Source organism: Luteibacter sp. NPDC031894 (assembly GCF_050273135.1).
Taxonomy (GTDB): Bacteria; Pseudomonadota; Gammaproteobacteria; order Xanthomonadales; family Rhodanobacteraceae; genus Luteibacter.
Genome location: NZ_JBNNMV010000003.1, coordinates 149,155 through 173,863 on the forward strand (window position 1 = coordinate 149,155; position 24,709 = coordinate 173,863).

21 protein-coding genes and 1 riboswitch are annotated in these 24,709 nt (G+C 67.4%); of the genes, 12 read left to right on the forward strand and 9 right to left on the reverse strand.

All coding sequences use genetic code 11. The annotated features are described in order from the left end of the window. The 5 genes from sufC (at nucleotide 1) to ACQKIE_RS10625 (ending at nucleotide 4,576) form a co-directional block, all read left to right on the forward strand. The gene (sufC, locus tag ACQKIE_RS10605) at nucleotides 1-786 is read left to right on the forward strand and encodes a Fe-S cluster assembly ATPase SufC (protein WP_427459347.1); all 786 of its coding nucleotides are present in this window, start codon (nucleotides 1-3) and stop codon (nucleotides 784-786) included. Beyond that, nucleotides 783-2,102 (forward strand): Fe-S cluster assembly protein SufD, encoded by a 1,320-nt coding sequence (gene sufD, locus ACQKIE_RS10610; protein WP_427458778.1) that lies wholly within the window; start codon nucleotides 783-785, stop codon nucleotides 2,100-2,102. The genes sufC and sufD overlap by 4 nt, the downstream gene beginning before the upstream one ends. Nucleotides 2,103-2,118: 16 nt before the next feature. Then, nucleotides 2,119-3,366 (forward strand): aminotransferase class V-fold PLP-dependent enzyme, encoded by a 1,248-nt coding sequence (locus tag ACQKIE_RS10615; protein ID WP_427458780.1) that lies wholly within the window; start codon nucleotides 2,119-2,121, stop codon nucleotides 3,364-3,366. A gap of 29 nt (nucleotides 3,367-3,395) precedes the next feature. Then, on the forward strand, nucleotides 3,396-3,710 hold the full coding sequence (locus ACQKIE_RS10620) for a non-heme iron oxygenase ferredoxin subunit (RefSeq protein WP_427458782.1): 315 nt from the start codon (nucleotides 3,396-3,398) through the stop codon (nucleotides 3,708-3,710). A gap of 86 nt (nucleotides 3,711-3,796) precedes the next feature. Further along, nucleotides 3,797-4,576, forward strand: a complete 780-nt coding sequence (locus ACQKIE_RS10625) for a CPBP family intramembrane glutamic endopeptidase (RefSeq protein ID WP_427458784.1) — start codon at nucleotides 3,797-3,799, stop codon at nucleotides 4,574-4,576. Between the two features lie 18 nt (nucleotides 4,577-4,594). Here the strand turns inward: ACQKIE_RS10625 and ACQKIE_RS10630 are convergent, their stop codons facing one another. Further along, nucleotides 4,595-5,608 carry a YeiH family protein gene (locus ACQKIE_RS10630; RefSeq protein WP_427458786.1) on the reverse strand — a complete coding sequence of 338 codons (1,014 nt, stop codon included), beginning with the start codon at nucleotides 5,606-5,608 and terminating at the stop codon, nucleotides 4,595-4,597. Nucleotides 5,609-5,698: 90 nt separating this feature from the next. On the opposite strand from ACQKIE_RS10630, the gene ACQKIE_RS10635 reads away from it, so the two are divergent. After that, nucleotides 5,699-6,574, forward strand: coding sequence for a LysR family transcriptional regulator (locus ACQKIE_RS10635; RefSeq protein WP_427459349.1), 876 nt, complete (start codon nucleotides 5,699-5,701; stop codon nucleotides 6,572-6,574). A 12-nt stretch (nucleotides 6,575-6,586) separates the two neighbouring features. Here the strand turns inward: ACQKIE_RS10635 and ACQKIE_RS10640 are convergent, their stop codons facing one another. From ACQKIE_RS10640 to ACQKIE_RS10660, 5 genes are read right to left on the reverse strand one after another with little or no spacing between them, the layout of a single operon-like run. Further along, the gene (locus tag ACQKIE_RS10640) at nucleotides 6,587-7,567 is read right to left on the reverse strand and encodes a diguanylate cyclase domain-containing protein (protein ID WP_427458788.1); all 981 of its coding nucleotides are present in this window, start codon (nucleotides 7,565-7,567) and stop codon (nucleotides 6,587-6,589) included. Then, nucleotides 7,564-8,133: a chemotaxis protein CheB gene (locus ACQKIE_RS10645; RefSeq protein ID WP_427458790.1), complete on the reverse strand. Its 570-nt coding sequence runs from the start codon at nucleotides 8,131-8,133 to the stop codon at nucleotides 7,564-7,566. Before ACQKIE_RS10645 ends, ACQKIE_RS10640 begins: the two co-directional genes overlap by 4 nt. After that, nucleotides 8,130-8,969 carry a CheR family methyltransferase gene (locus tag ACQKIE_RS10650; protein WP_427458792.1) on the reverse strand — a complete coding sequence of 280 codons (840 nt, stop codon included), beginning with the start codon at nucleotides 8,967-8,969 and terminating at the stop codon, nucleotides 8,130-8,132. The genes ACQKIE_RS10645 and ACQKIE_RS10650 overlap by 4 nt, the downstream gene beginning before the upstream one ends. Before the next feature lies 1 nt (nucleotide 8,970). Continuing rightward, nucleotides 8,971-12,546: a response regulator gene (locus ACQKIE_RS10655; protein ID WP_427458794.1), complete on the reverse strand. Its 3,576-nt coding sequence runs from the start codon at nucleotides 12,544-12,546 to the stop codon at nucleotides 8,971-8,973. A 48-nt stretch (nucleotides 12,547-12,594) separates the two neighbouring features. Next, entirely contained in the window at nucleotides 12,595-13,500 is a 906-nt protein-coding gene (locus ACQKIE_RS10660) for a CPBP family intramembrane glutamic endopeptidase (RefSeq protein WP_427458796.1), read from the reverse strand. A 127-nt stretch (nucleotides 13,501-13,627) separates the two neighbouring features. Between ACQKIE_RS10660 and ACQKIE_RS10665 the strand changes: the two genes are divergently transcribed. After that, nucleotides 13,628-15,286: an FAD-dependent oxidoreductase gene (locus ACQKIE_RS10665; RefSeq protein WP_427458798.1), complete on the forward strand. Its 1,659-nt coding sequence runs from the start codon at nucleotides 13,628-13,630 to the stop codon at nucleotides 15,284-15,286. A gap of 47 nt (nucleotides 15,287-15,333) precedes the next feature. Here ACQKIE_RS10665 and ACQKIE_RS10670 read toward each other — a convergent pair whose 3' ends face one another. Further along, the gene (locus ACQKIE_RS10670) at nucleotides 15,334-16,935 is read right to left on the reverse strand and encodes a peptide chain release factor 3 (protein ID WP_427458800.1); all 1,602 of its coding nucleotides are present in this window, start codon (nucleotides 16,933-16,935) and stop codon (nucleotides 15,334-15,336) included. Between the two features lie 255 nt (nucleotides 16,936-17,190). Further along, a riboswitch (SAM riboswitch) is annotated at nucleotides 17,191-17,304 on the forward strand. 92 nt (nucleotides 17,305-17,396) lie between these two features. Between ACQKIE_RS10670 and metX the strand changes: the two genes are divergently transcribed. The 3 genes from metX to ACQKIE_RS10685 are packed head-to-tail and all read left to right on the forward strand — an operon-like array spanning nucleotide 17,397 to nucleotide 20,694. Then, nucleotides 17,397-18,434, forward strand: coding sequence for a homoserine O-succinyltransferase MetX (metX, locus tag ACQKIE_RS10675; protein WP_427458802.1), 1,038 nt, complete (start codon nucleotides 17,397-17,399; stop codon nucleotides 18,432-18,434). A gap of 2 nt (nucleotides 18,435-18,436) precedes the next feature. Continuing rightward, a complete protein-coding gene (gene metB, locus ACQKIE_RS10680; protein ID WP_427458804.1) occupies nucleotides 18,437-19,630 on the forward strand; it encodes a cystathionine gamma-synthase in 1,194 nt (397 codons plus the stop codon). Then, nucleotides 19,627-20,694, forward strand: coding sequence for a homoserine dehydrogenase (locus ACQKIE_RS10685; RefSeq protein ID WP_427458806.1), 1,068 nt, complete (start codon nucleotides 19,627-19,629; stop codon nucleotides 20,692-20,694). Before metB ends, ACQKIE_RS10685 begins: the two co-directional genes overlap by 4 nt. 107 nt (nucleotides 20,695-20,801) lie before the next feature. Here ACQKIE_RS10685 and ACQKIE_RS10690 read toward each other — a convergent pair whose 3' ends face one another. Then, nucleotides 20,802-22,472, reverse strand: coding sequence for an APC family permease (locus ACQKIE_RS10690; RefSeq protein ID WP_427458808.1), 1,671 nt, complete (start codon nucleotides 22,470-22,472; stop codon nucleotides 20,802-20,804). A 161-nt stretch (nucleotides 22,473-22,633) separates the two neighbouring features. Here ACQKIE_RS10690 and ACQKIE_RS10695 point away from each other — a divergent pair, with 161 nt between their 5' ends. Further along, entirely contained in the window at nucleotides 22,634-23,014 is a 381-nt protein-coding gene (locus ACQKIE_RS10695) for a hypothetical protein (RefSeq protein ID WP_427458810.1), read from the forward strand. Between the two features lie 10 nt (nucleotides 23,015-23,024). Here ACQKIE_RS10695 and ACQKIE_RS10700 read toward each other — a convergent pair whose 3' ends face one another. After that, complete coding sequence (locus ACQKIE_RS10700) at nucleotides 23,025-24,407, reverse strand: L-serine ammonia-lyase (RefSeq protein WP_427458812.1); 1,383 nt, start codon at nucleotides 24,405-24,407, stop codon at nucleotides 23,025-23,027. 77 nt (nucleotides 24,408-24,484) lie between these two features. On the opposite strand from ACQKIE_RS10700, the gene ACQKIE_RS10705 reads away from it, so the two are divergent. Beyond that, on the forward strand, nucleotides 24,485-24,709 hold the full coding sequence (locus tag ACQKIE_RS10705) for a glutaredoxin family protein (RefSeq protein WP_427458814.1): 225 nt from the start codon (nucleotides 24,485-24,487) through the stop codon (nucleotides 24,707-24,709).

Below are 24,709 nucleotides of genomic sequence, written 5' to 3' on the forward strand. Positions count from 1 at the left end.
ATGCTCAAGATCGACAACCTCCACGCCCGCGTCGAAGGCAAGGAGATCCTCAAAGGCCTTTCGCTCACGGTGAATCCGGGCGAAGTGCACGCCATCATGGGCCCGAACGGTGCCGGCAAATCCACGCTGGGCAACGTGATCGCCGGCCGCGATGGCTACGAGGTGACCCAGGGCAGCGTCGACTTCGCCGGACGCGACCTGCTGGCGCTGGAGCCGGAAGAACGCGCCGCCGTCGGCGTCTTCCTCGCCTTCCAGTATCCGGTCGAAATCCCCGGCGTGAACAACACCTACTTCCTGCGTGCCGCGCTGAACGCGCAGCGGAAGTTCCGCGGCGAGGACGAACTGGATTCCATGCGTTTCCTGAAGCTGGTGCGCGAGAAGCTGAAGGTGATGCAGATCTCCGACGAACTGCTTCACCGCGCCGTCAACGAAGGGTTCTCGGGCGGCGAGAAGAAGCGCAACGAGATCTTCCAGATGGCCGTGCTCGAGCCGAAGCTCGCGATCCTCGACGAGACCGACTCCGGTCTCGATATCGACGCGCTGAAGCAGGTGGCCGAGGGCGTCAACGCGCTGCGTTCGCCGGATCGCTCCTTCGTCATCGTCACGCACTACCAGCGCCTGCTCGACTACATCCAGCCGGACTTCGTCCACGTGCTGGCCGGCGGCCGCATCGTCGAAAGTGGCGACAAGGAACTCGCGCTCAAGCTCGAGGAGCAGGGTTACGCGTGGCTGGCGGACACGCATCCGGAACTGCGCAAGGCCGACCTTGCCGGAGCGCCGGCATGAGCCAGGTGCCGTCCCCGTTCGTGCGGGCGGCACTGGATGCCGCCGACGCGCTGCCGGCCACCGGCATCGCATGGCTCGACGCCGCTCGTCGCGAGAACCTCGATGCCTTCGCCGATGCGGGCCTGCCGGAGGGGCGTAACGAAGCATGGAAGTACACCCCGCTGCGCGCCCTGTCGCAGCGCGCCTTCGCGCTGGCGGATCGGACCGTGGCGGCAGCGATCGCCATCGATCCGGCACGTTACGCGCTGCCTGGGGTCGACGGCGCGCGTCTCGTATTCGTCGATGGAACGTTTCGCGCCGATTTATCGGTGCTTGACCTCGAGGGCGTCGAGCTGACGCCGCTTTCCGCTGCGTTGGCCGCCAACCCGGAGCCGCTGCGCTTCGCGATGGCCAATCGTTATCGGCGCGGCGCCGCCGACGCGTTCGCGCACCTGAACGCGGCGCTGTCCACCGAAGGCCTCGTGCTGCGGGTGGTGGAGGACGCCGTCGTGGATCGGCCGGTCCATGTCGTGCACGTGTCCAGCGGTGCGCAGGCGGAGACGGCATGGCATGTTCGCCTGCTGCTCGAAGTGGGCAAGGACGCCGCCGTCGACGTCGTCGAGCATTTCGTTTCTGCCGGCGACGCCGTCCAGCTCGGTACGGTCGTTTCCGATATCGCGCTGCGCGAAGGCGCGCGCCTCGGCCTCGTCATGCTGCAGGATGCCTCCGCGGCGACCACTCTGGTCCGGCGCGGCCATGTCCGCGTCGACGCGGGGGCGGTGGCGACCGTCCATGCGCTGGAACTGGGAGGCGCCCTCGTGCGCCACGAGCTGCACGCCGACCTCGACGGCGACGGTGCGCGCTTCGACTCGCGTGGCGTCTTCGCGCTGGCAGGGCGCCAGCACGTCGACACCCAGCTCGAGGTCCGCCACAAGGCCCGGGATACTGCGTCGGATGCCCTCTGGCGCGGCGTGGCCGACGGTCGTTCGCGCGGCGTGTTCCGCGGTGCGATCGTCGTCGCCGAAGGTGCCGACGGAGCCGATGCCGCGCTCAGCAACAAGAACCTACTCCTGTCCGGCATGGCCGAGATCGACACCAAGCCCGAGCTGGAAATTTACGCCGACGAGGTCAAGGCGGCCCATGGCGCGACGATCGGCCAGCTCGACGAGCGCTCGCTGTTCTACCTGCGCTCGCGCGGGATACCGCTGGCGAGCGCGCGCAGCCTGTTGACCGTGGCGTTCTGCCGCGCGGCGATGGACTCGCTGCCGAACGACGCCTTGCGCGAACACCTTGGCGCGCTGCTGGTCGCCCACCTGCCGACCGAGCCCGCCGCCTAACATCCGGAGCCAAGCCATGAACGCCAAGCCCGCGCCAGCCGTGTCGCCGCTGGATGTCGAACGCATCCGCGCCGATTTCCCCCTGTTGTCGCGCACGGTCCACGGCGAGCCGCTGATCTATTTCGATAACGCCAACACGGGCCAGAAGCCGCTGTCGGTGATCGAAGCGGTCGACCGGCACTACCGCGAACACAACGCCAACGTCGCGCGCGCCGTGCACCAGCTCGGCGAGGAAGCGACCGCCGCCTACGAAGGCGCGCGCGATGCCATCGCGCGGTTCATCCGTGCCCCATCGCGCGACGAGGTCATCCTCACGTCCGGCACCACGCAGGCCATCAACCTCGTCGCTTACAGCTACGCGCTTCCGCGGCTCAAAGCCGGCGATACGATCCTGACCACCGTCATGGAGCACCACGCCAACATCGTGCCGTGGCAGCTCGTGGCCGAGCGCACAGGGGCGACGGTCAAGGCCGCGCCGATCGACGCGAACGGGGAGCTGATCCTCGAGAAGTATGTCGAGATGCTAACGCCCGACGTGAAGCTGGCCTGTGTCGCCCACGTCTCGAACGTGCTCGGCACGGTGAATCCGGTGCGCGACATCGCTCGCGAATGTCGCAAGCGCGGTATTCCGTTGCTGGTGGACGGTTCGCAGGCAGCGCCACATCGGCCCATCGACGTGCAGGCGCTCGGGTGCGATTTCTACGCCATCACCGGGCATAAGATGCTGGGCCCGACCGGCACCGGTGCGCTGTGGGCGAAGCGCGAGCACCTGATGGGCATGCCCCCCTTCTTCGGCGGTGGCGAAATGATCCGCGAGGTGCGCTTCGAGGGCACCGTGTTCGCCGATCCACCGCATCGTTTCGAGGCCGGCACGCCGAACATCGCCGGCTTCGCCGGCATTCCGGCCGCCATCGACTACCTCGAAGGCATCGGCTTCGACCGGCTGCACGCCAGGGAGCAGGAGTTGCTCGCCTATGCGACCGACGCGCTCGAGGCAGTGCCCGGCGTACGCATCTTCGGTCGTGCGAAAGAGCGCGAGCCGGTCATCTCGTTCCTGGTCGAGGGCGCACATGCGAACGACATGGCGACGCTGCTCGACCTCCAGGGTGTCGCCGTCCGCTCGGGCCACCACTGCGCCCATCCGCTGATGCAGTTCTTCGGCGTGCCGGCGACCCTGCGTGCCTCCCTGGCCTTCTACAATACGAAGGCCGAAGTGGACGGTTTCATCGAAGCCATCGCGAAGGTGCGCAAGCTGCTGCTCTGAGCCTCGGGGCCTGGTGAAGGAATGACGCGATGAACGGTTGGGTGAGGGTGGGCACGCGCAGCGATGTGCTTCCAGGCGAATTCAAGGTCGTCTGGGATGGGGACACGGCCATTGCCGTCTACAACATCGACGGCGACCTCTACGCCATCGAGGACGTCTGCACGCACGATGGCGGCGAACTGGCCGGTGGCCCGGTCGTCGGTTTCGAGGTCGAATGCGTGCGCCACGGTGCCCGTTTCGACCTGCGTTCGGGCGAGGTGACCTGCCCGCCGGCGTATGAGCCCGTCGCCACCTTCCCGGTGAAGGAACACGACGGCACCATCTGGACCCGCGACGACCGCTGAACCGTAAGCGGAAACGGAATGGCTCTGGCGCGCGATCCCGGCCGGCCCTAAGCTTTCCGGGCGCCACCAGACCCATCGGGACATCCATGCTCCAGGACCACCGTCGACGTGCCGCGGTCGCCTTCGTGCTCCTGTTCATCCTGTACCAGGGCGCGGAAGGCGTCGGCGCGCGCCTCCTCGATAACTTCGCGGTGCAGGCCGCCTTCATGCTGGCGATGGTCGCCGTCGCCTGGCCGGTGGGCCGCTGGCTGGGCTTCCGCGGCTACGACGCGTATGCGCTGGAGTGGCAGCGATCGACCCCGGTGTTGCTGTCCGGCGGTCTTGCCCTGGCCTTGCTGGTCAAGTACGTGGCCGTGTGCGTCGGCATGGCCGTCAACGTGTACGCGGCCAGTGCGCCGGCCGTGCCATCCGTTGCGGCGGTATCGTTCCTTTCATCGATTCCCTGGGCGCTGGTCGCGACCTTCGTGCCCTCGATCGCGGAGGACATCCTCACGCGCGGCTTCCTCTATCGCGCCTTGCGCGTGCAATGGGTGCCGTGGATCTTCGCCGTGGCCAGCAGCGTCCTGTACGTGCTGAACCACATCTACCGACTGGGCGCCGGTCCAGCGGAGTGGATCATGCTGTTCTGCTTCGGCCTGGCGTATGCGACGGCGGTCGTGCGCACCGGTTCGCTATGGCTTGCCGTGGGTTTGCATTGGGGATGGAACCTCGCGAACGTGCTGATCGGCGACATCCTGCCTTACCAAGTCATGTCGCCGGTGTGGTCGTCGCTGCTTTCCGCCGGCGCGCACCTCGTCATGCTCGGGCTGCTGTTCGCCCTGCCAACCCAGTTCGACCGCGAAGGCCTGCATCCCGACCCGGCCTGAGTCCCCCGGACGGACCACCTACCAGCGTCCGATCAGGTGCTGCACGAGGAGGCTCGTCAGCGCCACGGCGGCCCAGACGCCCAGGCCCAGGAGGATCGGCCGCGGACCGGTGGAGGCCATGCGGCGCAGGTCCGCCGAGAGGCCGATGGCGGTGAGGGCGACGATGATCAGGCACTCCGCGAGGAAATGGATCGCCGGGAGGACGGGCGCCGGGATCACGCCGGTCGTGCGGATCACGGAGGCGACGAGGAACCAGAGGATGAACCAGGGGAAGATCTTCGCGAGGCTGAAGTCGGTGGCACCGCCGCGCTTCTCGCGCCATGCCACGACCAGGGCGATGGTGAGGCTGATGGGAATGATCAGCGTCGCGCGAGTCAGCTTCACGATGGTGGCATAGTCGCCGGCGGCATGGCTGTAGCTGTAGCCGGCCGCGACCACGGACGACGTGTCGTTGATCGCCGTGCCGGCCCAGAGGCCAAACCCGAGGTCGGACAATCCGAGCCAATGCCCGAGGGCAGGGAAGAGCAGCACGGCGACCAGGTTGAACAGGAAGATCGTGGAGATCGCAAAGGCCGTGTCGTGTTCGTCCGGCTTCACGATCGGCACGATCGCGGCGATGGCCGAGCCACCGCAGATCGCCGTGCCCACGCCGATCAGGAGCTTGAGCGTGTCGTGCACGCGGAGGATGCGTCCGAGGATCCACGCGGCCAGTCCCGCCGCGGCCACCGTGGCGAGGGTGACCGACAGCGACTCGAGGCCCGTATGCGCCACCTGGGTGATGCTGAGCCCGAAGCCGAGCGCGATGATCGACCACTGCAGTACTTGCTTCGAAGCGAAGCGGATGCCCGGCAGGAAGCGCGCGGGCGGCGGCACGAACTGGCGAACGACGATGCCGAGGACGATGCCCCACACGGCGCCCCCGACCAGCGGCATGAGGCGGCCGAGGACGAAGGCGACCGCGGCCACGGCAAAGGCGAGGGCGATGCCGGGCAGACGGGAGTTAGGCGTGGGGACGGCGGCGACGGTGGACACGGGGTGATTCCCTGGAGACGTGCGCCATTGTCGCTGCGGCCACCTTATAAGGATATTGAAAATGACTTATGCGGTGTATAAGTGGAACTTATGCAAACCATCAGCCCGCGCCAGCTCGACGTTTTCGTTGCCGTTGCCACCGCCGGCAGCGTGCGCGCGGCGAGCGAGCGACTCTTCATGAGCCAGCCTGCCGCGAGCATGGCGCTGGCCGAACTGGAGCGGCAGATCGGCTCGCCGGTCTTCGCGCGCGAGCGCGGCCGCCTTCGCCTGAACGATCGGGGGCGCGAGCTCCTGCCGCTCGCGCGCGAGCTGATCGAGCGGCACGCCGAGTTCGCGCGCATGGCCGAAGGAACGCTGGCCGGTTTGTCCGGCGAGATCGGCGTGGGCGCGAGCAACACGGTGGGTAATTACCTCGTGGGAGACCTGCTGGGTCCGTTCGCCGCTGCCCATCCGGGGGTGTCGCTGCGCTTGGGCGTCGCCAATACCGCGCGCATTGCACAAGGCGTGCTCGACCATGACTTCGATATCGGCTGCGTGGAAGGGCCGGTGACGCATCCGGCGTTGGAGGTGCGGCCGTGGCGGGACGATCGCCTGGTGGTTTGCGCGCGCCCGGACCATGCGCTGGCAGCGAAGAAGCGCCTGCGCCGGGAAGACTTCGCCGGACAGCGCTGGGTGTTGCGGGAACGCGGCTCGGCCACGCGCGCGTTGAGCGAGCGTGCGCTCGCCGAGTTGCCGGAGGGCACGACCGTGCTCGAACTGGACCAGTCGGAGGCGATCAAGCAAGCCGTCATCGCGGGACTGGGCATCGCCTGCCTGCCGGAGGTGGCGATCGGCGACGCCGTGCACGCGGGGCGCCTGGCGGTCCTCCCGACGCCATTCCTTGACCTGCGACGGACCCTTTCAGTCGTGCTGCATCGGCAACGCTACCGCGGGGCGCTGCTGGAAGCGTTCCTGGCTAGCCTTTGAAGCATCCGTGGATCAACCCAGCACGCAGCGGTTCTTCCCGCTGCGCTTCGCCACGTACATCGCCACGTCCGCGGCGATGACCACGTCGTCGTAATCCGCGCCCGTCTTGTACAGCGTGACCCCGATGCTTGCGCCGACGTTCACGCGCAGGCTCTGTCCGCCGACGTCCAGCGTATACGGCTCTCCCACGGCGTCGCACAGCACCTGGCAGCGTGAGAGGGCGGTCGGGCCATCCGGCGTGCCGTGCAGCAGCACGGCGAATTCGTCCCCGCCGAGGCGCGCCACGGTATCGCTGTCGCGCGTGCGCGTGTCGATCCGTCCGGCGATGGCCTTGAGCAACTCGTCCCCCGCCGCGTGACCCTCGGTGTCGTTCACGCCCTTGAAGCCGTCGATGTCGATATAAGCGAGTGCGAATGAGGGATCGTCGGATGCGATCGCCGCTTCCAGCCGCTCGCGAAACAGCACGCGGTTGGGCAGCCCCGTGAGCGCGTCGTGGGTGGCCTGGTGACGGACCAGCTCTTCCATGCGGATGCGTTCCGCCATCTCGGTGGTGAGCTGCCTGTTGCGCAGCGAAAGCTCGTCCAGCGCCTGCTGCAACAGCGCGCGGGCGCGGTACAGTTCGAGGAAGATCTTCACCTTGGACTGCAGGATCGCGTCGTTGATCGGCTTGGCGATGTAATCGACGGCACCCGACGTGTAGCCCTTGAGTCGGTTGATGTCGTCCGCATAGGCGGCCGTGACGAAGATGATCGGCGTTTCCCGGAGGTGGTCCGCCTCCGAAATGAGTTGCGCCACCTCGAAGCCGTCCATCTCCGGCATGTTCACGTCCAGCAGCACGAGGGCGAACTGATGGTCGAGGCATAGCGCGAGCGCCTCGTTGCCGCTGGAGGCTTCGAAAAGCTCGGCGTCGGCGCGTGCCAGGAGGCGGCGCATGGCCACCAGGTTGGCGGGCGTGTCGTCGACGACGAGGATCTTGGGACGGGTCGGATTCATGGCAGGCACAAGTCGTTAAGCAGCGCCGGGATGGCGTCGAGTGGCAGGCAGGCATCCGCGCCGGCGACGCGCAGCCCCGCCAGAGGCATGGCGTCGGCTTCCGCGTCGCGCGGGTCCTGCACGATGGCGTAGCCGCCGGCACGCCGGATGGCGGCGAGGCCGTCGGCGCCGTCGGCATTGGCGCCGGTCATCAGCACGGCCACGAGTCGGTCGCCCCATGCGGCGGCTGCCGTCTCGAATAGCACGTCGATCGAGGGCCTCGCGAAGGACACCTTCGCGTCCACGCTGAGGGAAAAGCGAAAGTCGTCTTCCACCAGCAGATGGTAGCCCGCCGGCGCGACGTGGACCGTGCCTGGATCGACGGAAGCGCGTTCGCGCGCTTCGACCACCGGCAACGCGGAGACGCGCCCCAGCAGCTCGACCAGCAAGGACACGTTCGAGGAGCCGGTATGGCAGCAGACGACCACCGGGGCACGCAGCTGGTCGTCCAGCGCGGGCAGCATGCGCTGGAGGGCGTTCAGGCCGCCAGCGCTGCATCCCATGACGATGGCATCGTAACGACTCACGACGCGGTGCCCTTGCCGGGTGTGCCGGCCAGGCGGTAGATGCGCAGTGCGGGCTCCACGCCCGACAGTTCCGACGCCACCGGCGAAAAGTCCACGTTTTCCCGCGAACCCAGGCAGAGGAAGCCACCGCGGACGAGACTGTCGCGGAACAGCTGCAACGTGCGGTCTTGCAGGGCGTTGTCGAAATAGATGAGCACGTTGCGGCAGAGGATGAGGTGCGCCTCGCAGAAGACGTTGTCGGTCACGAGGTTGTGGTTGAAGAAGGTGACGTTGCGACGCAGGCGCTGGTCGAGCCGGATGAACTCGTAGCGAGCGCTGTAGTAGTCGCTGAAGGACCGGCGGCCACCTGCGTCGAGGTAACTGCGCGACCATTCCCGGGCTTCGCGGGTGGGATAGATACCTTCCGCCGCCGCGGCGAGCGCTGCGTCGTTGAAATCGGTGGCATAGATGTGCGCGCGGTCGTACAACCCTTCTTCCTCCAGGAGGATCGCCAGGGAATACACCTCCTGCCCGTGCGCACAGCCGGCCTGCCAGATGTTCACCTGCGGGTAGGAGGCGAGCACGGGCAGCACTTTCTCGCGCAAGGCGCGAAACACCGGCGGGTCGCGGAACATGTCCGACACCGGGACCGACAGCCCCTCGATGACCTTCCTGACGAAGCCTTCCTCATGCAGCACACGCTGCACGATGCCACCGATCGTGCCGGTGTCGTGGAGGCGCACGATCTGCTGTAGCCGCCGTTTCAGCGACGCGGCGGCGTAGCCGCTGAAATCGTAGTCATGGCGCAGCTGCATGGCTCGGATGAACAGCTGGATCTCGATGTCCTCGACGTCCATGTCAGTTCCGCGGTGGCAGCCAGACGCGGATCATCGAGAGGAGGCGGTCGATGTCGATGGGCTTGGACAGGTAGTCGTTGGCCCCGGCTTCGAGGCATCGCTCGCGGTCCCCGCGCATGGCCTTCGCGGTGAGCGCGATGATGGGCACGGTCGCGACGGCCGGCCTCGCGCGGATTTCTCGCATGGTTTCGTAGCCATCCATCACCGGCATCATGATGTCCATAAGCACCAGCTCCGTGCCTTCGTCCCGGTCCAGGATGTCCAGCGCCTTGCGGCCGTCCTGCGCCATCGCCACCTCGATGCCCTTGGCGCGAAGGACCTTGGAGAGAGCGAACAGGTTGCGCATGTCGTCGTCCACGAGGAGCACGCGCCGGCCATGCAGGTCGCCTTCCACGGCGCCCGACTTCGCGTGTGGTGCCTCCGTCGGCGACGCATTGCCGTGGCGTATGGAATGCAGGAACAGGCTCACCTCGTCGAGGAGGCGATCCGGGGAGCGTGCACCCTTCACCACGATGCTGTCGGTGTACTGGCGAATACGCATGCTTTCGTCGCGGGAAAGATCGCGACCGGAGTACACCACGACGGGCGGTGCATGCTCGCCCTGGGAGAGGCGTTCCAGCAGGTCGAAACCCGACATGCCCGGAAGGCCGAGGTCGAGGACGATGCAGTCGTAGGGCTTCTGGGTCGTCATCGCCAGCGCTTCCTCGCCGGACGCCGCCTCGTCGATGGCCACGGCGTCGTCCTTCAGGAGCGTGCGCACGGCGGCGCGCGCGCTGGCGTCGTCGTCCACCACGAGCAACTGACGCGTGCGTCCTTCGGCGAAATGCATCAGGCGCTCGAAGGCCGTGGTGATCGCTTCGCGGCTGACGGGCTTGGTGAGGAATCCCACGGCGCCGAGTTCCAGCCCTCGGGTGGCATCGTCGGTGGCGGAGATGAAGTGCACGGGTATGGCGCGCGTGACAGCGTCGGCCTTGAGGCGCTCCATCACCGTCCACCCATCCATGCCGGGCAGCATCACGTCGAGCAGGATCCCGGTGGGCCGATAGCGCCGTGCAAGGGCGAGACCGGACTCGCCGTCGGCGGCCGCGAGGACGCGATGCCCCTTCCGGTGAATCATGTCCGCGAGGATGCGGGCAAAGGCCGGATCGTCCTCGATGACCAGGATGGCCGTGTCGCCGGGCTCGAGCGAGGCGCGGTCGTCGACGATGCCTTCCGGGGCCAGTCCCGGCGACAAGGGCAGGGTGGCCTCGGCGGCGGCTTGCTGCCGGGACACCTGCACCGGGCGCGCGCCGCTCTCCGGCGTCTGCTCAGGCACCACGAGGGTGAAGGTGCTTCCTTCTCCCGCCTCGCTGCGCAGGGCGATGTCGCCGCCGAGCAGGCCGGCGATCCGACGTGAGATCGCGAGGCCGAGGCCGGTGCCGCCGTACTGGCGGCTGGTGCTTGCGTCCACCTGCTCGAAGGCATGGAAGACGCGTTGGAACTTGTCCTCAGCGATGCCGATGCCCGAGTCCTTGACGATGATCGCGATCGCGTGCGCCGGGTCGAGTCCTTCCGGCAAGGAGGCGTCCGCTGGCGGGCGGACGATGTCCACCTCGACGCCGCCGCTGGCGGTGAACTTGAAAGCGTTGCTCAGCAGGTTGTTGACCACCTGTTCGAGCTTGCCCGCATCCGTGTCGATCGTGGAGGGCAGGTCGGGCGACAGCCGCACCTCGAAACGGAGCTTTTTCTCCCGCGCGACGTGGTTGAAGGTGCGGCCCAGCGTGCGGGCGAGGTCGGCGAGCGCGAACGGCGCCACCACCAGTTCCATCTTTCCAGCCTCGACCTTGGACAGATCGAGGATGTCGTTGATCAGACGGAGGAGGTTGGAACCTGCGTCGTGGATGATGCGGGCGGATTCCACTTGCTCCGCGTTGAGGTTCTCCTCGTCGTTGTCCGCGAGACTGCGCGACAGGATCAGCAGGCTGTTGAGCGGCGTGCGCAGCTCGTGCGACATGTTCGCGAGGAACTCGGATTTGTACTGGCTGGCGCGGGCCAGTTCTTCCGCTTTTTCCTGGGTCTCGCGCTGCAAGGCTTCCAGCGCCTCGTTCTGGCGATTGAGGGCGATGCCCTTCTCGCGCAGTTCCTCGTTCGAGGCATGCAGTTCCTCGGCCTGCACGCGCAGCTCCTCTTCCGATGCCACGAGCCGCTGCGACTGTTCCTGCAGTTCCGCGGTGCGACGCAGGTTTTCCAGCGACAGCGCCACGATGGGCACCAGTTCTTCGAGCAGGCGTTGCTGGACCCCCGTGAGTGGCGCGAAACTCGCGACCTCGATGACTCCCAGCAGGCGATCGCGCGAAAGGACCGGCACCAGCACGACGCTGCGCGGCGGTGCCTCTCCGCTGGCGGAATGGATGCGTGCGTAATCCTCCGGCACGTCGTGCAGGACGAGGGAGCGGCGCTCGACGGCTACCTGACCGACCAGGCCTTCGCCCGGCTCGTAGCTTCGTGGCGCCTGGCGCTGTTCCCGATAGCCGTAGCTTCCAAGCAGTTCCAGCTTCCCGGTCTCGCCGCGCCGGACGTAGAACACGCCCAGTCCGGCATGGAGGCAGGTCGCAAGCTCCGACATGAGCGTGCTCGCGAACTCACGGTAGGTCGTGGCTTCCTGGAGACGGGCGGAGATGGCGGTTACCGACGACTTCAGCCAGTTCTGCCCATCCGTTTCGACCGCCATCTCCTTGAACACCTGGAGGGCGCGTGCGATTTCGCCGATCTCGTCGCGGCGGGTGAGCTGGCGTACTTCGATGTCGTGCTCATGATTGGCCAGCGCGGTCATCAGTTCCGTCATCTTCACTATGGGACGCGTGATGAGGCGGAAGGTCATGCGGATCACGAACAAGCCGAAGAGCAGGCAGGCCAGCAACGAGCCGACATCCACCCATCGCGTGATCGCCAGTTGCCGTTCGACCGTGGCGCTGCGCTGTTCCAGCAGCCCGTGTTCGGTGGAGGACATCTGGTCGATGGCCTTGGCGATATCGTCCATGCGGACCGAGCGCTGCGTGGCGTACGCCTGCCGGATGCGCTCCCGTTCGGCTGCGGCCTCCGGCGTGGTGGCGTCGCCCGTGGCACCGATGGGCTCCATGCCCATCGTCATGGCTTCCGCTTTCCAGCGGTCGAGCAAGTCTTGCAGGCGGTCCAGGCGCGATTCCTGGAGCGGGTTGTCGCCAACGAGCCCGCGCAGGTCCGCGAGGGTGCGCGACAGCTCGGTGTCCGCGGCCCGGAAGGCGGCCTGCTCGTCTTGCGCGCGGCTCAGCAGGTAGCCCCGTACCGCGGCTTGCCGGCTTTGCGCGGCCTCCCTGACGTCCGCGAGGGTCAGCAGCACCTGGTAGGTATGCGAAGCCCAGGCACGACTGTCCTCTTCCCGCCCGATCGATAGGAGATTGCCAAGGTTCGTCGCCACGAAGAGGGCGAGCAACGCGCCAATGGCGAGGACGATCTTGCGCTGCAGTGGCTGATCGGCCAGCCAGGTGTTCCGCTTGACGATAGGGGGCATGCGTTGGCCGGTGGATGCGGTGAGGGTGGGTTCGCTTCGTTGGTACACCCAACGGGCGTTTCCTTCCATGGGAGGTGGCCCGTTATGGGAATCCGGTCACGCGGTGGCGACGCGCTTCCGTCGCCACGAGGGGGCGACCAGGCTGCCGCGGCGCACGGCGATGGCGAGGCAGCCGGCAGTGGCGATCGAACACAGCGCCAGCGCGACCACCGACGCTTCGGCACCGAAGGCGCCGCCGGTCAGCCAGTCCGGGCCTTGCATGTGCGCTGCCAGCAGGCCTTTCTGTTCGAAGCCGGACACGGGAATGCCATAGAGCGGCCCCTGCGCCACGTTCCACGCCGCGTGCGCGCCCATGCAGACCCAGAGGGACCGGGTGACGTGGAAGAGGAGGCCGAAAAGCAGTCCCGCTTCCAGCGCGATGGACAGGGCGCTCCAGGTGGTGGCGTGCGGGTTCCAGATGTGCAGCCCGCCGAACACGGCGGCCGAAAGCAGCAATGCGGCCCACGTGCCGAGGCCTTCCTCCACGATGCGGAAGATCACGCCGCGGCTCACGATCTCCTCGCCGACGCCGGCCCCGACACCCATCGCCAGGATCGGTCCGAGCCAGTGCACGTCATGGTTCACGCCGTCGACGACATAGGCGCCCAGGGCCCACAGGGCGCCGACGACCAGCGAGAAGACGATGGCGCCGCCGGCGATGCCCAGCAGCACGTGGGGCACGGCCTTGCGCGCGGCGAGTTCGTCCAGGCGTCGCCTTTCGATGGTGCGGACCAGTAGCCAGTAGGCGAGCACGACGGGCGCGAGGCGGAGGGCCTCGATCAGCGGCGTGATCTGGTCGAACGTGAGGTTCCCCTTCGGGAGCCCCAGCCCTGCATAGATCCGACCGGCGATGAAGAACAGGGCCGTCATCGTGGCAAAGAAGGCGACGATCCGACCCAGGGGCGAACGAAGCAGGCGCAGGGGCAGGGACGGAGACGTCGCAACGGTGGGTTCAGCGGACATGGAGGCCTCATCGGTGGGCTTGCAGACGCAGTCTACGCAGGCATGATGGTGTTCCGATACAAGATCGCGACGGCGCGGTCCGCTACCGTCGCGACGCCGGACTCCCTGCCTGCCCTGGATCGACCCGATGGCCATCCCTCCCGACAACGACCCCTCCAGCCCGCAGAACCGGCGCGAGCAGACCTTCCCGATTCTCAATGAGGAAATGGCGGGGCGCCTCGTGAAGTACGGCGTCGAGGAAGTCGTTCCCGCCGGCACCGTGTTGTTCCGCCGGGGCGATCGCCGGATCGACTATTTCTTCGTGATCGAAGGCTGCATCGAGATCTACGACCAGGACAAGGAAGGCCAGCCGAACGTCTTCGTCGTGCACGGGCCGAGCCAGTTCACCGGTGAGGTGGACCTGTTCAGCGAAAGGCAGGCCATGGTGAACGGCCGCACCGGTTCGGACAGCCGGCTCGTCCGTGTCGACCCGGTCGCCTTCCGCAAACTGGTGTCCGGCGAGCCGGACATCGGCGAAATCATCATGCGCGCCTTCATCCTGCGTCGCGTGGGCCTGATCCAGAGCGGACAGGGCGGCGTCATCCTGGCCGGCTCCGCGCATGCCGCCGATACCGTGCGCCTGCGTAGCTTCCTCATCCGCAATGGCTATCCGTACCGGCTGCTGGATACCGACGTCGACGAGGACGCCATGCACCTCCTCGACTGCCTCGGGCTGCGTCCGTCGGAGTGCCCCGTCGTGGTCATGCCGGACCGGCGCGTGTTGCGCTGCCCCAGCACGGTCCAGCTGGCCGACGAACTGGGCATCACCATCGTCCTCGACAGCGAGCATGTGCACGATGTCGCCGTGGTCGGCGCCGGGCCCGCGGGCCTGGCCGCGGCCGTGTACGCGGCGTCGGAAGGGCTGGACACGCTGGTGCTGGAAGCGCTCGCGCCGGGCGGGCAGGCCGGCACGAGCTCCAAGATCGAGAATTACCTCGGCTTTCCCACGGGGATCTCTGGGCAGGCGCTGGCCGGGCGGGCGCAGGTGCAGGCCATGAAGTTCGGTGCGCACATGGCCATCGCGCGATCGGCGCAGGGCATGGATTGCACGAAGCACCCGTATCGCCTGCTGCTCGATGACGGCACCTCGGTTCGCGCACGCGCGGTGGTTGTCGCCACCGGCGCGCGCTATCGCAAGCTCGACCTCGTCGATTACGAACGCTTCGAGGGCCAAGGCATCCATTACGCGGCAACGGCCATGGAAGCCACCCTCTGCGCCGGCGAAGAAGTGGTGGTGGTCGGCGGCGGCAACAGTGCCGGCCAGGCGGCCGTTTTCCTCGCGCGTACGGCGGCGCACGTGCACATCCTCGTGCGCGGCGAAGGCCTCGCATCGACGATGTCCGATTACCTCGTACAGCGCATCGCGCAGTCGCCGCGCATCACACTGCATCCGCGTTGCCAGGTCGATCACCTGGACGGCGATGCCTACCTGCGAGAGGTCGGCTGGAAGTGCGTCGACGGGACCGCGACGCGGATCAAGGCAGGCAGCCTTTTCGTGATGATCGGTGCCGAGCCCAACACGGCCTGGCTGGACGGCTGCCTCGACCTCGACAGGAAGGGCTTCGTCCTGACGGGGCGCGATGCCGACGGCTATGCGACGCCTTCGCCTTTCGCCACCACCTTGCGCGGCGTGTTCGCGGTGGGCGACGTGCGCTCGGGGTCGATCAAGCGCGTGGCGTCAGGCGTCGGCGAGGGCTCGGTGGTGGTGCAGGCGATCCATCGCTTCCTCAACCCGTCACCGATCTGACGTTGTAGGAAGCGCGCTGGCGTGCTTCCTACGGTGAACTAGCTGCCTCAGACTTCGACGGACGCCGCGTGCTCGCGCGTCGCCGAGAAACGCACCGTCGGCCAGCGCTCCTGGGCGAGTTGCAGATTCACTCGCGTGGGTGCGAGGTAGACCAGCTCGCCCGCAGCGTCGATCGCGAGATGCGCTGCGTTCTTCTCGCGGAACTCCTCGAGCTTCTTCGCATCGTCGCAGTGGATCCAGCGCGCGGTCGCGACGCCGACCTGTTCAAAGCTGGCGTCCACGTTGTATTCGTCCTTGAGGCGGTACGCCACCACGTCGAACTGCAGGACGCCCACCGCGCCAAGGATGAGGTCGTTGGACATCAGCGGGCGGAAGAACTGCGTGGCGCCTTCTTCGGACAGCTGCGCGAGGCCCTTCTGCAGCGCCTTCATCTTCATCGGGTCGCGCAGGCGCGCACGGCGGAAGAGCTCCGGCGCGAAGTTAGGGATGCCGGTGAACGACAACGGTTCGCCTTCGGTGAAGGTGTCGCCGATGGTGATGGTGCCGTGGTTGTGCAAGCCGATCACGTCGCCCGGATAGGCGCGCTCCACGATCTCGCGGTCGGACGCCATGAAGGTGAGGGCGTTGGCGATGCGGACTTCCTTGCCCGTGCGCGTCTGCTGCATCTTCATGCCGGCGGTGTACGTGCCGGAGCAGACACGCATGAAGGCGACGCGGTCGCGATGGGCCGGGTCCATGTTCGCCTGGATCTTGAAGACGAAGCCCGTGAGCTTTTCTTCCTCCGGCTTGACCTCGCGGCTGAGTGTGTCGCGCGAGCGCGGGGAGGGCGCATGCTCCACGAAGAAGTCGAGCAGCAGCTGCACGCCGAAGTTGTTCACCGCCGAGCCGAAGAAGACCGGCGTCTGCTTGCCTGCCAGGTAAGCCTCGACGTCGAACGGGTTGGACGCGCCGAGCACGAGTTCCAGCTCCTCGCGAAGTTCGTCGAGAGCGGCCTGACCGATCTTCGCCGCCAGGTCCGGGTGGTCCAGTCCCTTGAAGATCGTGGAATCCTGGCGGGTGAAGTTCTTGCCTGGCTCGAACACGTGCACTTCGTCGAGCAGCACGTGGTAGACGCCCTTGAGCCGCGAACCCATGCCGATGGGCCAGGTGACCGGCGCGCAGGCGATGCCGAGCACGGACTCCACTTCGTCGAGCAGGTCGATCGGCGAACGGCCCTCGCGGTCGAGCTTGTTGATGAAGGTCATGATCGGCGTGTCGCGCAGGCGGCAGACTTCCATCAGCTTGATCGTGCGTTCCTCGACGCCCTTCGCACAGTCGATGACCATGAGCGCCGAGTCCACCGCGGTCAGCACGCGGTAGGTGTCCTCGGAGAAGTCCGCGTGCCCGGGGGTGTCAAGCAGGTTGACGATGGCCTCGTTGTACGGGAACTGCATGACCGAAGACGTGACCGAGATGCCGCGCTCCTTCTCCAGCGCCATCCAGTCCGACGTGGCATGCCGCGCGGCCTTGCGGCTCTTCACGGAGCCGGCCATCTGGATCGCGCCGCCGAACAGGAGGAGCTTTTCGGTCAGGGTGGTCTTGCCGGCGTCGGGATGGCTGACGATGGCGAAGCTGCGCCTGCGGCGGGTTTCGGAGAGGTGTGCGGACATGGGTCTCGAGTCGCTGATGCTGGCTAACTCACTATTCTAACAGGAGTTAGGGCGGCGCTGCCGCCCGCCCCGACCGGCCGATCAGCCCCCGACCGCCCGTCCCGCTCGTGTAGGAGCCGCTATAGCGGCGAGAGGCTCCCATCTCGCCGCCTCATCGTCTCCTCGCCGCCATGGCGGCTCCCACTTGGTCGGAATAGACATCTGGACGTCTAAACGTCTGTTGACACGCCGCCGATCCACACGTATCGTCGGTTGCACTCATCGAGACCGGCTGAGGGACAGGCCCTTTGAAGCCGGGGCAACCTGCGGATTTCCGCGACGGTGCCAACTCCTGCGGGGCGTGCTTTCGCGCCAGCCGATAGATGGGAATGTCCGTTCCGGGGCGTGCGTTCGCGCACCCGTGGCGCCGGCAATCCGACACGGTATCCGCAGGGGCTCGATCCCGCAGCAGGAACCCGGACATGCCAGCAGAGCCCGCCACCGTGATCTCCTCCCCCCAAGCGGCCGCCCCCCTCGCGGTCCGCCGCGCATCCGACCTCACCGAGCAGCGCGGCACCCGCCGTGTCGCCTTCACGCCCAAGTACGGCAGCGACACCGTCGAGGTGGAAGTCCGGTACCTCTGGTGCGGTGCACCCGATGCGCCGACGGTGATCGTGCAGGGCGGCATCTCCGCCGACCGTGACGTCTGCGCCGGCCGCGAGCGTGCGGCGGGCTGGTGGGAGGACCTCGTGGCCGAGGGTGCCGCAATCGACCTCGCCACCTGCCGCGTTCTCTCCATGGACTGGCTGGTACCGGAGGACATCGACGGCGTTTCCTCGGTGTCCAGCGAGGACCAGGCGGCGGCGCTCAGCGCCCTTGTGGATGAACTGGGCATCGGTCGCGTGCAGGCCTTCGTCGGCTCGTCCTATGGCGCCATGGTCGCCCTCGCTTTCGCCGCCGCGTATGCGAGCAAGGTCGGGGCGCTGGTGTTGCTCGCCGGGGCCCACCGGCCGCATCCGTTGGCCACGGCACAGCGCTCCGTGCAGCGCGGCATCGTCAGGCTGGGCCTCTCGACGGGCCGTACCGGGGAGGCCCTGGCCCTCGCCCGTCAGTTGGCCATGACCACCTACCGCGGGAGCGAGGAGTTCTCGCGCCGCTTCGCCGCCGGCCCGGAACTGCGCGACGGCCGCTTCCATTTCCCCGTGGAAGATTACCTCGAGCATGCGGGTCGCCGTTTCGTTGAACGCTTCGATCCGCAGCGTTTCCTCGCCCTGTCCGAGTCGATCGACCTGCACGACATCGAGCCGGAGCGGATCGCCGCGCCGACGACCCTGGTGGGGTTCCCGTCCGACCGCCTCGTGCCACTGGCCGACCTCTGCGAGTTGCAACGCCGCCTCGCTGGCACCGCCACCCTGGAGGTGCTGGATTCGCCTTACGGCCACGACGCCTTCCTGAAAGAAACCGTGCAGCTCGCTCCTGTGCTGCGTCAGGCACTCAACGACTGTTGCGGAGACCGCTGACCATGACCGATTCCCGTCCCTGTACCCGCGCCGTGCGCGCCGGCATCGAATGCGACACGCAGCACGGCGCGGTAGTCCCGCCGCTGCACCTGTCGACCAATTACACATTCGAGGGCTTCGGGCGCAAGCGCGCCTATGATTACTCGCGCAGCGGCAACCCGACGCGCGACCTGCTCGCAGAGGCGCTCACGGAGCTCGAAGAGGGCGCCGGTGCCGTGGTCACCGGCACGGGCATGTCGGCGGTGGCGCTGGCGTTGGAACTCGTGCCCGCCGGCGCGCTCGTCCTGGCGGCCCACGATTGCTACGGCGGCACCTGGCGCCTGCTCGACGCGTGGGCGAGGAAGGGGCGCTTCCAGGTCCGCTTCGTCGACTTCACCGACCCCTCCGCGCTGGCCGACGGCCTCGCCGCCAAGCCGGCGCTCGTGTGGGTCGAGACACCGTCGAACCCGCTGCTGCGTATCACCGATGTGCGTCATGTCGCCCAGGCGGCCCGTGCCGCCGGTGCACTCACCGTCGTCGACAACACCTTCCTTTCGCCCGCGCTGCAGCAGCCGCTGAAGCTCGGTGCGGACATCGTGGTGCATTCCACGACGAAATACATCAACGGCCATAGCGATGTCGTCGGGGGCGCGGTGATCGCTGCCGACGCGGCCGTCGCGGAACAGCTGAAGTGGTGGGGCAACTGCAACGGCGTCACGGGCTCGCCCTTCGACAGCTACCTCACGCTGCGCGGCGTTCGCACCCTGGCGGTGCGCCTGCGCGCGCACGAGGAGAACGCACGCCGCATCGCCACGCTGCTCGACGGGCATGACGCGGTGGACCAGGTGTTCTATCCCGGGCTGGCCTCACACGCCGGGCATGCGCTGGCACAGCGTCAGCAGTACGGTTTCGGCGCCATGCTCAGTTTCGAGATCGCCGGCGGTACCGACGCCATCGAGGCTTTCGTGGACGGGCTGCGCTACTTCTCGCTGGCGGAATCGCTGGGTGGCGTGGAGAGCCTCGTTGCCCATCCGGCGACGATGACCCACGCGGCCATGGCTCCCGAGGCGCGCCGTGTCGCCGGGATCGCCGATAACCTCCTGCGCCTTTCGGTCGGCATCGAGGACGGTGACGACCTCATCGAGGATATCGAAGCCGGCTTGGCGCGCGCGGCCACCGTGGCGTCCGCGGTTTCCAAACGCAAGGTCGGCGCATGAGCGCGGTGGTCATCGCGCCGCTCGCGGAAGCGGTGCCGCGTACCGCCGTCGTGCTGCTCGGTACCGGTGTCGTGGGGAGGGCGCTGCTCACCCTGCTCGCGACGCCCGCAGCTCAGTCGCTGCGCCTGGTCGGGGCGGCGAATTCGAAGCGTCAGCACCTGTTGGCGCAGGGCCTGTCGCCCGGCGACATCGTGGAGCGCCTGGCACGCGGCAGCGGCGACCGGGACGACGCGCCGCTCCTTGCCGCCCTCGACGAGAGCGGTGCCACGAGGAAGGTGGTGATCGATGCGACCGCTTGCGCCGTCGAGGCGAGCCGCCATCCCGAATGGCTCGAGGCGGGATACCACGTCGTCACGGCGAACAAGGCGCTCGCCGGTGGAGAGCTCTCGGGGTGGCGCGCACTGCGCAAGGCGACGGGCGGCGGTGCCATCTACGGCGACGCGGCGACGGTGGGCGCGGGACTGCCCGTGCTCTCCACCCTTCGCCGGCTGCGCCAATGCGGCGACAGCTTGCTCACCCTCGAAGGCGTTTTCTCGGGCTCGTTGTCCTGGCTGTTCAACCAGTACGACGGCAGCCGTCCGTTCTCGAGCCTGTTGCGCGACGCGCGTCGCCTGGGCTTCACGGAGCCCGATCCGCGCTCCGACCTCTCCGGCGAAGACGTGGCGCGCAAGCTCCTGATCATCGCGCGCAACGGGGGTTTCGCGCTGGGCAGCGACGAGGTGGAAGTGGAGAGCCTGGTGCCGGCTGCGCTGCGCGACGTGGACACGGCGGCGTTCCTCGATCGCCTCGACGAACTCGACGAACCGCTGCGCCAGCGCCAGGCGGAAGCAAAGGCCAACGGCAAGGTGTTGCGCTACCTCGCCCGCCTCAACCAGCGTGGGCGAGCGCGTGTCGGGCTCGTGGAAGTTCCGCCGGACCACCCCGCCGCGAGGCTGAGCGGCACCGACAACCAGTTCGCGCTGACCACCACGCGCTATCACGCGACACCGCTGGTGATCCAGGGGCCCGGCGCGGGCCCCGAAATCACGGCGCAGGCGCTGCTGGGCGACGTCTTGGCCCTATAGGAGCCGCTGTAGCGGCGCGGCGCATGGCTCGGTGGCTACACCACCGAGCTCGCTATGCCATCGTGCTGGCGCAAAAAAAAACCGCCCCGTTTGGGGCGGTTTTGCTTTTACCGGTGACCGGTGACCTTCTCGGCCTCTTCCGCGCTGGGCGGCAGGTCCGGCTCGCCGGGCTCCAGCTCGTCGTGATGGAAGCGGGCGGCCTCCACCATCGGCGTGCGCCAGCCCGTGGCGATGCCCCAGAAGTAGAAGACGGCGCCGATCACGGCGACCAGCGCGAGGTCGTAGCCGTACGGGATGTAGTCGTGCCCGCCGAAGGTCTCGCTACCGGCCCAGGAGACGAATGCGATGACGGGCAGGTAGACGATCAGCCACCACGCACCCTTCAGGTGCTTGCCGAATTCGTCCCAGCCGGTCTTGGCCGTGTAGTAGAAGTACAGGGGCAGCGCCACGACCATCAGCAGGATGATCTCGCCGGTGAGCGGCCACTTCGCCCAGTACAGGAGTTCGGTCGCGAAGATGAAGGCGAGCGCGGCGAGGATGGGGAGACCGGGAATGCGCAACGGACGCTTCAGTTCCGGCGCGGTGCGACGCAACGTCATGACGCTAACCGGACCGGTCAGGTAGGAGATGATCGTCGAGACCGAGATCACCGCTGCCAGCGTGCCCCAGCCGCGGAAGAAGAACAGGAAGATGAAGCTGACGACGAGGTTCAGCCACATCGCCGGGCGCGGGATACCGAAGCGCGGATGGATGTGGCCGAAGATCTTGGGCAGGTGGCCGTTGCGCTCCATCGCGTAGATCATGCGCGCGGTGGTGGCGGTATACGTCGCGCCGGTGCCGCTCGGGCTGACGAAGGCGTCGGCGTAGAGGAGGATCGCCATCCAGTTGATCATCAGCGCGGTGGCGAGCTGCGCGAAGGGTGAAGCGTATTCGAGGCCGGCCCAGCCCTTGCCCAGCTGGTCGGGTGGCACGGCACCGATGAAGGCGATCTGCAGCAGTACGTAGACCACGGTGGCCAGCAGGATCGACCCGATCACTGCCAGCGGGACGTTGCGTCCCGGGTTACGCGCTTCGCCGGCGAGGTTCACAGGACTCTGGAAGCCGTTGAAGCTGAAGACGATGCCGGAGATGGCCACCGCGGTGAGGATCGACGAGATGTCGATCGCGTGCGTGCCGCCGTGCGCGCCGATGTCGAAGTTGCCCGGGTTGTAGCTGGTGGCGATGAGCGCGATGCCGGTAGCCGCCGGCACGACGAGCTTGAAGACCGTGATCGCCGTGTTGCTCTTGGCGAACAGCTTCACGCTCCAGAAGTTGAGGAAGAAGTAGACCAGCACCAGCACGACGGCGATCGCGAGACCCGGCGGCGTGAGTTCGCCGTGGCCGTTGGTGACGACGTACAGGTCCTTCGTCCACGCAGCCCATTCCCACGGCCACGAGGCCATGTACTGGACCGATGCTTCGGCTTCCACCGGGATCACCGAAACGATGGCGATCCAGTTGGCCCAGCCGGCGATGAAACCTACCAGCGAACCGTGCGAGTAATGCCCGTAGCGGACCATGCCGCCGGATTCCGGAAACATCGCACCCAGTTCCGCGTAGGTGAGGGCGATGAAGAGGATGATGACGGCACCGATGATCCAGGCGTAGACGGCGCCCGGGCCGGCGAGCTGGGCGGCATGCCAGGCGCCGAACAACCAGCCTGAGCCGATGATCGAGCCCAGGCCGGTAAGCATGAGGGCAAAGGCGCCGACGTCGCGGCGGATAGCGCTATGAGACATGGTGACTCCGGTCGAACGGGACGAGGCGGTACCCCGGCCCAGGGCGGCACAAGGGCCGGATAATGACAGCCCCGGCCCGTCATGTCAGCCAGTGCCTATCGTCCCCAACTGTCGTCGCGTCGATATACACTGATCGACGCGGTAGGGATGAAGGGGTTCGAATGCGTTCGAAGTGGGTCGCCATTGGCATGTCGTTCCTTGCCCTTTCGGTATGCGGCATTGCCGCAGCGGAAGAGCAGTGGAACGACAAGGGCCGGCTGATCGATTCCGAGTCATACGACCGTACCGCCAAGGGTTTCTACTTCACGCTCTACCCCGGCGAGGATCCCGTGGAAGCCGTGCGGCGCTGCGCCATAGCCATGCGCGAGATGGGCCACCTCGCCTCGGTGTCGTGCTTCGCGTACACCAGCAAGCAGCGCTTCGACACCCGACGCGGAAAATTGCGTATCTGCTATTCGGCCGTCGCGAACTGGTGGGGCGAGGACGAGCCGGTCCGCGTGGAGACCGTGGACCGCCTGCCGAGACTGTGCCCGGCGAGGTAACGGGGATCGATCAACACTCGATGACGTTGACAGCCAGGCCGCCGCGCGAGGTTTCCTTGTACTTGTCCTTCATGTCGCGGCCGGTGTCACGCATGGTGGCGATCACCTTGTCCAGCGAAACGTGGTGCTTGCCATCGCTCTTGAGCGCCATGCGGCTCGCGTTGATCGCCTTCACTGCGCCCATGGCATTGCGTTCGATGCAGGGAATCTGCACGAGGCCGCCGATGGGGTCGCAGGTGAGGCCGAGGTTGTGCTCCATGCCGATCTCTGCCGCGTTCTCCACCTGGGTGACGGTGCCGCCCAGCGCGGCGGTAAGACCGCCGGCGGCCATCGAGCAGGCCACGCCGACTTCGCCCTGGCAGCCGACTTCGGCGCCGGAGATGGAGGCGTTTTCCTTGTAGAGGATGCCGATGGCACCGGCGGTGAGGAGGAATTCGACCACGCCGTCTTCCGACGCACCCGGGCAGAAATGCCGGTAGTAGTGCAGCACCGCCGGGACGATGCCTGCCGCGCCGTTGGTCGGTGCGGTGACGACGCTGCCGCCGGCCGCGTTCTCCTCGTTGACGGCCAGCGCGTAGAGGTTCACCCAATCGAGGATGGTGAGCGGATCGCGCAGCGCCGCCTCGGGCTGCGCGCGCAGTTCGGCCGCCATGGCGGGAGCGCGGCGGTTGACCTTCAGGCCGCCGGGCAGCACGCCCGGCGAACGCAGGCCGCGGGCGACGCAATCCTGCATGGCCTTCCAGATACGCAGCAGGCCGGCACGCGTTTCCGCCTCGGGCCGCCAGATGCCTTCGTTGCGCATCATCAGCTGCGCGATGGTGATGCCGTGCTCCTTGCACAGCGACATCAGCTGGTCGCCGGTGGAGAACGGGTAAGGCTGTTCGCTCGTGTCCGCGACGATGCGGTCTTCCGCGGCCTCGTCGGGATTGACGACGAAGCCGCCGCCCACCGAGTAATAGTCGCGCGTGGCCAGTTCGTTGCCCTCGGCGTCGTAGGCCGAGAAGCGCATGCCATTCGTGTGGAACGGGAGCTTCTGCCGCTTGTTGAAGACGAGGTCGCCCTTTTCGTCGAAGGGGATCTCGTGGCGCCCGAGGATGCGGATGCGCTTGTTGGAGCGGATGCGCTCGAGCGTCGCCGGAATGGTGTCCGGGTCCACGCGGTCGGGCCATTCGCCCTCGAAGCCGAGCAGGACGGCCTTGTCGGTGCCGTGGCCACGGCCGGTCATCGCCAGGGAGCCGAAGAGTTCGCAGCGCACGCGGGCCACGCGCTCCAGCACGCCTTTCTCTTCCAGCCAGTGTTCGGCGAAGCGCGCCCCGGCGCGCATCGGCCCCACCGTGTGCGACGAGGACGGACCGATGCCGATCTTGAAGAGGTCGAAGACGCTGACTGCCATGGCTTTGGGGAAGGGTGGCCGTAGGGGATGACCGGTTATTCTACGCTCCCATGCCGCCCGACCCCATACATCCCCGCATGTCCGTATTCATCCTCTTCCAGCGCGACGACTGCCACCTCTGCGACCAGGCCCTGGCCTTGCTGGCCGAGGCGCGGTTCCCGGAGTTCGACTCGGTCTGGATCGATGACGACGAGGCGCTGGAGGCGCGCTACGGCACGCGCGTGCCGGTGCTGCGGCGTAGCGACGGGGCGGAGCTGGACTGGCCGTTCGACGCGGCCGCCGCCAGCGCTTTCGCCACATGA